The 6,884-nt window shown below is 36.7% G+C and carries 5 protein-coding genes; 4 read left to right on the top strand and 1 reads right to left on the bottom strand.

Features of this window, described 5'->3' with window-relative positions; all coding sequences use genetic code 11:
- The first annotated feature begins 365 nt into the window (after positions 1 to 365).
- Positions 366 to 1,337 (top strand): sigma-54 dependent transcriptional regulator, encoded by a 972-nt coding sequence (locus ABDH28_06650; protein MEN2998695.1) that lies wholly within the window; start codon positions 366 to 368, stop codon positions 1,335 to 1,337.
- 416 nt (positions 1,338 to 1,753) lie between these two features.
- Positions 1,754 to 3,085 (top strand): MFS transporter, encoded by a 1,332-nt coding sequence (locus tag ABDH28_06645; GenBank protein ID MEN2998694.1) that lies wholly within the window; start codon positions 1,754 to 1,756, stop codon positions 3,083 to 3,085.
- Position 3,086: 1 nt separating this feature from the next.
- Here ABDH28_06645 and ABDH28_06640 read toward each other — a convergent pair whose 3' ends face one another.
- Positions 3,087 to 3,911, bottom strand: coding sequence for a GerMN domain-containing protein (locus ABDH28_06640; GenBank protein MEN2998693.1), 825 nt, complete (start codon positions 3,909 to 3,911; stop codon positions 3,087 to 3,089).
- 88 nt (positions 3,912 to 3,999) lie between these two features.
- On the opposite strand from ABDH28_06640, the gene mnmA reads away from it, so the two are divergent.
- Positions 4,000 to 5,055 (top strand): tRNA 2-thiouridine(34) synthase MnmA, encoded by a 1,056-nt coding sequence (gene mnmA, locus ABDH28_06635; protein ID MEN2998692.1) that lies wholly within the window; start codon positions 4,000 to 4,002, stop codon positions 5,053 to 5,055.
- Between the two features lie 50 nt (positions 5,056 to 5,105).
- On the top strand, positions 5,106 to 6,884 hold a 1,779-nt coding region (locus ABDH28_06630), incomplete at its 3' end, for a FecR domain-containing protein (protein MEN2998691.1).

The following is a 6,884-nucleotide window of genomic DNA, read 5'->3' as shown; positions in this document are numbered from 1 at the left end:
AAAAGGGGTAAGAAAAACTTTCACCCTATCCCTCACTTCCTTGGGTAAAAGGTAACTATCCATGGCAGTTCCCATTCCTTGGTTGTATCCTCTAAGTAAATATAATTAACAGCTAACTATAGTCAATTTCAAATCGCAACAAAACCCAAAAGATACCCAAGAAAAAACAAACACTTTCCAAAAGTATCCACTAAGTGATAAAAAGCTACCTTGACTAGAACTACATTAACAGCACATAAAAATAACCAACTCCAGCTTTGGAATTTGAAAGTTACCCTATCAAAAAGCTAGTATTCTACCGGCTCCAATTTCTACTTGAGTAACAAAAATGACGATGCTTATATTTATATTGGGTAGGTGAAGGTATGATGGAAAGTTTTGTAAAAAATTCAAGAGAGAACATAAAAGCGTTAATGAGAACTTTAGGTATAGTCGGCGAATCTGAAGCTATAATTGACACCTTCACGAAAGCAATGAACATTGCCAAGAGTGACTCAGTAGTCCTAATAACAGGAGAAACAGGGGTAGGAAAGGAACTTTTTGCAGAAGCTATTCACAAACTAAGCCCCAGAAAAGAATACCCTTTTGTAAGAATAAACTGTGCTGCAATCCCTGAAACTCTTCTTGAAAGCGAACTTTTTGGATACGAAAAAGGTGCCTTCACAGGAGCAAACAAAAGGAAGATAGGACTTTTTGAAATTGCCAACAGAGGAACTCTATTTCTAGACGAGATCGGAGAAATATCACTATCCGTGCAAATAAAACTCCTAAGAGCTATAGAAGAGAGAAAAATAATAAGGCTAGGAGGACTAGAGTATATACCAATAGATTCAAGAGTCATAACCGCAACAAACAGAAATTTACTTGAGGAAGTGAACAAAAGAAATTTCAGAGAGGATCTATTCTTCAGAATAAATGTCGTCTCCCTCTATATACCTCCCTTGAGAGATAGAAAAGAGGACATACTTCCTCTTTTTTACCACTTCCTAGAAAAATTTTCAAAGAAAAACAATAAAACAATAACAAGAGTAGATGAAGATTACTTAGAGTTCCTTCTTAACTATTCTTTCCCCGGAAATGTAAGAGAACTCTCAAACTTTGTTGAAAGAGCCGTAGTTTTAAGCGAAAACGGAGTCATCTCACTAGATTCAATTCACGATTATGTAATAAACTACATCCCCAAAAGAGATATTGAAAGAACCGAAAAAGAGGTAATAATGTCTGCACTAGTGAAGAATAACTTCAATATCTCCAAAACTTCAAGATTACTAGGAATTCATAGAAACACATTAACAAGAAAAATAAAAAAGTATGGAATACTCCTAAAGAGAAGATAACACCATCCTCTACATTAGTCATCAATACTTCATCAGAAATCTAGGTTTTACCTCTTCGTAAACTGAAAGATCATCATGCGTAGCCTATCAAAACTTCAAGTTTAATAACCCAACTTGTATTAAAGAAAAATCTGACCAAAAGCACATCCAAAGAGTCCCAATAAAGTCTAAAATCTGACGGTCAGACACGGCTTTTCTCTGGGTAAATATCTTTTCCAACAAACACCTAAAAGTTTGGTATTAAGTGAAGTTTTGTGACTGACGAAAACCAAAGAGTAAGTAGACAAGCTTAGAATCTTCCTTCCTAACGGAAATTGGAACTTATTGAAGAGTTTTGCTAAATGGTAAGGAGTGAATTTGATTAGTTATCATAACCGATAAAATAAGTTAGTCCAGAGTTATAGAATACCGCTATTATGGAGAAGTGGAAAAAGGAAAGAGAGTTCTCTCTGAAAATATCAATCCTTGAAGGTAGTATATCGGCAATTTCTGGAGCAATAATCCACCAAGGCTTCTTCCTCCAGAGTTTTATAATATTCCTGAACGGACCAGATTTCTGGATCTCAATTCTACCAAACTCTCAGTTCATATTCTCTTTTCTTGGGCTTCTTAGCGGATACTATTTAACAAGAGTAGGTGAAAGAAAAAAATCTGCTATTTTCACCAACACTATCTATAGGTGTATATTCATTCTGCCTGCTATCTCACTGCTCGTATTTGGACCATCACAAACCACCCTATCTATTTTCATCATTTCTACACTGATTTCTTTCCTATTCTTTAGATTTCTCATGGTCATATGGATGAGATGGATGGATCTACTGGTTTTTGAAGAAACCAGAGGCAGGTATTTAGGTATTAGGAAGACTTTCACAACATTCTTTCTACTGGTAGGATTCCTAGTAGGAGGCTATACTGTTGAGTACTTTTTAAGACTAGGGAAAGGAGAAATCGGCTTCTTCGTAATTTTCACAATAGTTGCACTTGTAGGGGTAATAAGTAGCTGGCTTTACAGTTACCAGTTTGACATAAAAACCAAGACACAAAAAATCAGATTTGGAGAATTCCTTACACTAGCACTAAGTTCAATAAAAGTACACAAACTCAGAGGTATAGTGGTATTCTTTGCGCTGTTTGAGGGAGTATCAGCAATAGGAGTCCCGTTTATACCTGTGCAAATACTTAAGGGATTTGGGTTATCAACCGAATACCTAGGAATACAGTTCTCTATATACGCTATAAGTATGACAATCTCTAGTTACTTCTGGGGAATAGTTCTTGACAAATTTGGTCCTAGAAGTGTGCTACAATTCTCAACTTTAGGACTTTGCTTAACAATATCTCTATGGTTCTTTATACCAAAGGAATTATGGTTTGTGCTCTCATTTGGTGAACCTTTCCTATCGGGAATATTTTCAGGTGGCTATGAGTCCGTTTTTATGTACGTAATATTCTCTGAAGTGAGACAGAAGTTCAAGGATTACTTCTTTTCCGTTGTAAGCGCTATAAACGGTTTTTCTATACTCCTCGGTAGTGTAATCTCAGCAGTAATTGTAACATTGCTTGGAGATATGAACTTATTCGTTTTGTATAAGCATTTCAGAGTCTACGAACTTCTATTCCTACTGACACTGATAGGAAGGCTAATTACATCCATCTTCCTTGTTCCACAGATAAAATACAAACGAAATGTCAAGAATGCATTTGATCTAGTCAAAGTAACTCTCTCTAAGGTCTTCCAAGGGTAACTTACTTCAAAAATGGATCTCTAGTTATATCAATAGGGTTTTGAAAAACAATCCCCTCACCCCCTATATAGCTAGGCTTTACTCCTTCAATCAGGACCAATACTTTCCTAACCCCTACACTACTACCTAAACTATACGCTATTTGATAGATGGAATACAACACTCCTTCACCACCATACTCATTCTGTTCAACCTCCCTTGAAAGGTTTATCAATAGGGTATTGTCAACAACCTTATAATCAAGCAAACTAACCTTCGGGTTCACAAAAGATACCTCACCACCATAAACTTTGAAATCTCTTAAACTCCTGAATATTTCATGAAGACCACCTTCAACTTCTACCTCCTTGGAGGTAAAAACTAAGTCCTCTCCCGAAATTCTGTAAAAAAACACCTTTTTGTGCTCTAACCTAAGTTTAGACCGATCTTTCTGATCTCCAAAGTTAACAACGTTTTTTCGCTTTTCATCTCGGCGAAAACTTGATGGATCAACCAAATTACTACTTTCAATTTTTTTACTAAATACCCTCTGATTATCACCAATATTGGAAACCTCTGGCTCGGCATGCTCACAAGTTGAACTAAAACCATTTGTAAAAGTAAACACCTCTTCTGAGGTAGACACTACCTTAGCTATACCTTCCAAGCCAAAAAGCTTCTGTATAGATCTGTCTATATCTTCACGAAATATATCATAGAATATATAGATCACACTACCTATGGTTATAAGCAACAGCAATACAGTTAAACCCCTAAGCACTCTACTGTAATCCCTAGTTTTTATTTTTCCTTTCCTGCCCTTTCCAGATCTTTTAGCTTTTTTCATAAACAAATTTACGGCAGTAAGAGAGAAAATCTTAGAGATTCTGGTAAAAGACTATAAGGACCTTCAGAAGTTTAGTAAATTTATATCTATGCCTGTTGTATATGTAGGTATGAGTGGAGGAGTAGACAGCAGTGTTTCTGCCCTTTTGCTTAAAGAACAAGGATATGATGTTAGAGGGTTAACACTAATTCTTTCGGGAATTGAAGGGGAGAGAAAATGTTGTTCTGTTGATGAAGTAAGGTATGCTGGATATGTGTGTAAATATCTAGGAATACCCCACGAGACTTTGGACCTTAGAGAACTCTTCAGAGCCAAGATAATAAACTACTTTGTCAGAGAGCATCTAAAGGGCAGAACACCAAATGCCTGTGTGAATTGCAATCTACACTTTAAGTTTGGATACTTACTTGAATACGCTCTCTCCAAAGGCGCTGACTTTATAGCCACTGGACATTATGCCAAGGTTGAAAAATCAGGAGACCAGGTGCTACTTAAGCAAGCAAAAGATAAATCTAAAGATCAATCATACTTTCTTGCAAGACTTAATAAGTTTCAGTTATCAAAAGTTATCTTCCCTCTAGCAGATATCTCAAAAGATGAAGTAAAAAGAATAGCAAAAGACGCAAATCTTCCACTTAAACCTTACGCTAGAGAAAGCCAAGATCTCTGTTTTATCCGAAATGGAGATATTCCTAAGTTTTTGATTGAAAACGGAGTAGAACCTAGAGAGGGAATTGTAGTGGACGAGAGGGGTGTTACAATAGGCAAACATAAAGGGATATACTTTTACACAATAGGTCAGAGAAGAGGCTTAGAGATCAGTCTTGGAAGAAGAGTCTACTTAAAGCATAAAGATTCTGAGAAAAATCTTCTTGTTGTTTCTGAAAGCCCATACTTTAGAGGTTTTATCGGGTCAAATCTAAACTGGATATGGGACCGCCCAATACAAAAAGGTAGGTTCCTAGTGAAAGTCAGATATAAAAGTGAAGGAGGAGAAGGATACCTTGAGCTTCTTGATGAAAACAGAGTTAGAGTGATTTTTGACGAAAAACAATTCGCAATTACCCCCGGACAATTAGCAGTAATGTATCATAACACCACAGTGGTCGGAAGTGCATTCATAGATGAAACCATAGAAGATTAACAATTGCAAAGGTTGAGCTACTCAATCGTATATTTATCAGGAGGTTAGAAATGGAAGACAAGGAGAAAATTATAAAGGAAAGTCTAAATTTCAGTAAATTGGAAAAAGTCAACAAAAATATGGTCCTTATCAAAGAGGAGGTATATATGAGAAAAACACCCAAACTACTTTTAGGAGTATCTCTTATCTTAGTTCTACTAACGGCAGGTATACTCATCTTCTACGAAGAGATATTAACTACTGCTTTTAAACTTCTTGGGTCCAAAGTTGAGGAACCAAAGGAAGAAGTCATAACAATAGAGGAACCAAAAGCTATAAATGCAGTGGTATCAATGGTTGTAGGAGATGTAAAAGTGCAGAATGTCATGAAGATAGAGGATATAGAAACAGGATACACCCTCAAGCAAGGAGATACAATCATAACCTCTGATGATTCAGAATGCGAGGTTCAGGTCAACAAAGTTGCTGTTATAAGGATTGGAGAAAATACTAAAGTCTCATTCTCAGAGATTGTAACTGCTACGCAAGACAAGAAGGAAAACATTATAGACCTTGCAAAAGGTTCAATCAAATCTGCCGTTAGAGAGCTAGGCAAAAACGAACTAAAAGTGAAGACGGGAACTGCGATAGCAGCCGTCAGAGGAACAAAATTTGCGGTATCCGTTGACGACGAAGGAAACACAAAAGTATTAGTTTCGGAAGGGAAAGTTGCAGTTAGCGTTAGATCCAAAACTGTGCAGGATCTATTAACCAAAATCTCCGACGAGCTTAAAAGCCAAGAGCTCAGCAAATTTGAAGCCGTAGGAGAGGTGATCGTTGAGAAAGGAGAAGAAGTTACAGTAAGCAAAGAAAAACAAAAGAGAGTTGATGAGAAAATAAAAGAAGAACTCAAAATTGATGAAGTCGGGAAAACGAAAAAAGAAATAACGGCAGATGAGATGGAGAAAGCAGTAAAACTAGCTTCCAAGGAAGCAAAAATAAAAGAAACCAAAGCCGAGAAGAAAGATATTGCTTTGCTTGATAAGGTTTCCGAAGAGATAGTAATCACTTCCACTAAAACTGTCAAAGTTAGATTTGTTCCCGACAAAAATATAAAAGATGCAAAACTCTTTATAAATGGTGTTGAGATTGCTCAACTACCAATTGAGAGAATTCTAGAAGTAGGCAAAGAGTATAACATAGAAGTTAAGAGTCAAGGCAAAACTATCTTCTCTAAAGAGCTAAAGTTCAGTAAAAACACAGAAATTACTATAAGGAAGCAGAAAGAAGATAAGCCCATTGAAATAGTTGAGTTACAAAAGCCAGAAAAAGAGCCTAAACCAACCAAGGAACAAGAAGTTGTAACCACTACAAAGCCAGAGGTAGTTGAGCCCAAGACAACACAAGCTGAACCCGCACAAGAAAAGGGAGTGATTGGTACTATTGACTCTGGTGCTAAGATAGTAGTAGGTTACGGCAAATGGGTTAGCTATACCAAAGATTATATTTTCGCAACACCTTCCGGTGTTGGAATCTTTGACGGTAAAACGATTAACGAAGTGAAAATAAAAGGTATCTCCTATGCCTTCTCCGACAACATAATTGTTGCTATCTCAAAAGATGAAAGTGATCATCTAGTCGTGAAGGTTGCCAATACTGAAGGTAGAATACTCTCAACTATTAACCTTGGAGAATCTACCAAAGGAACGTTAGTAGTTAGCAGACCTGCAATAGTAGGTAGGAAAGTGTTCGTTCCATCTATAGACGGAGTGTATGTGATAGACTACAGAACAGGAGAAAAAACCACAGCAAAGATAGGATGCGTATACTCAGATGTTGCACCAATGAAT

Source organism: Brevinematia bacterium, from assembly GCA_039630355.1.
In the GTDB taxonomy this organism is placed as follows: Bacteria; Spirochaetota; Brevinematia; order DTOW01; family DTOW01; genus SKYB106.
The sequence above is the reverse complement of the archived record's forward strand: the minus strand, read 5'-3'. Positions and strand labels throughout refer to the sequence as shown.

Coding starts and splice junctions, on each gene's coding strand:
- ABDH28_06645 (MEN2998694.1), top strand. CDS start 1,754: ATGGAGAAGTGGAAAAAGGAAAGAGAGTTCTCTCTGAAAATATCAATC.
- mnmA (MEN2998692.1), top strand. CDS start 4,000: ATGCCTGTTGTATATGTAGGTATGAGTGGAGGAGTAGACAGCAGTGTT.
- ABDH28_06640 (MEN2998693.1), bottom strand. CDS start 3,911: ATGAAAAAAGCTAAAAGATCTGGAAAGGGCAGGAAAGGAAAAATAAAA.
- ABDH28_06650 (MEN2998695.1), top strand. CDS start 366: ATGATGGAAAGTTTTGTAAAAAATTCAAGAGAGAACATAAAAGCGTTA.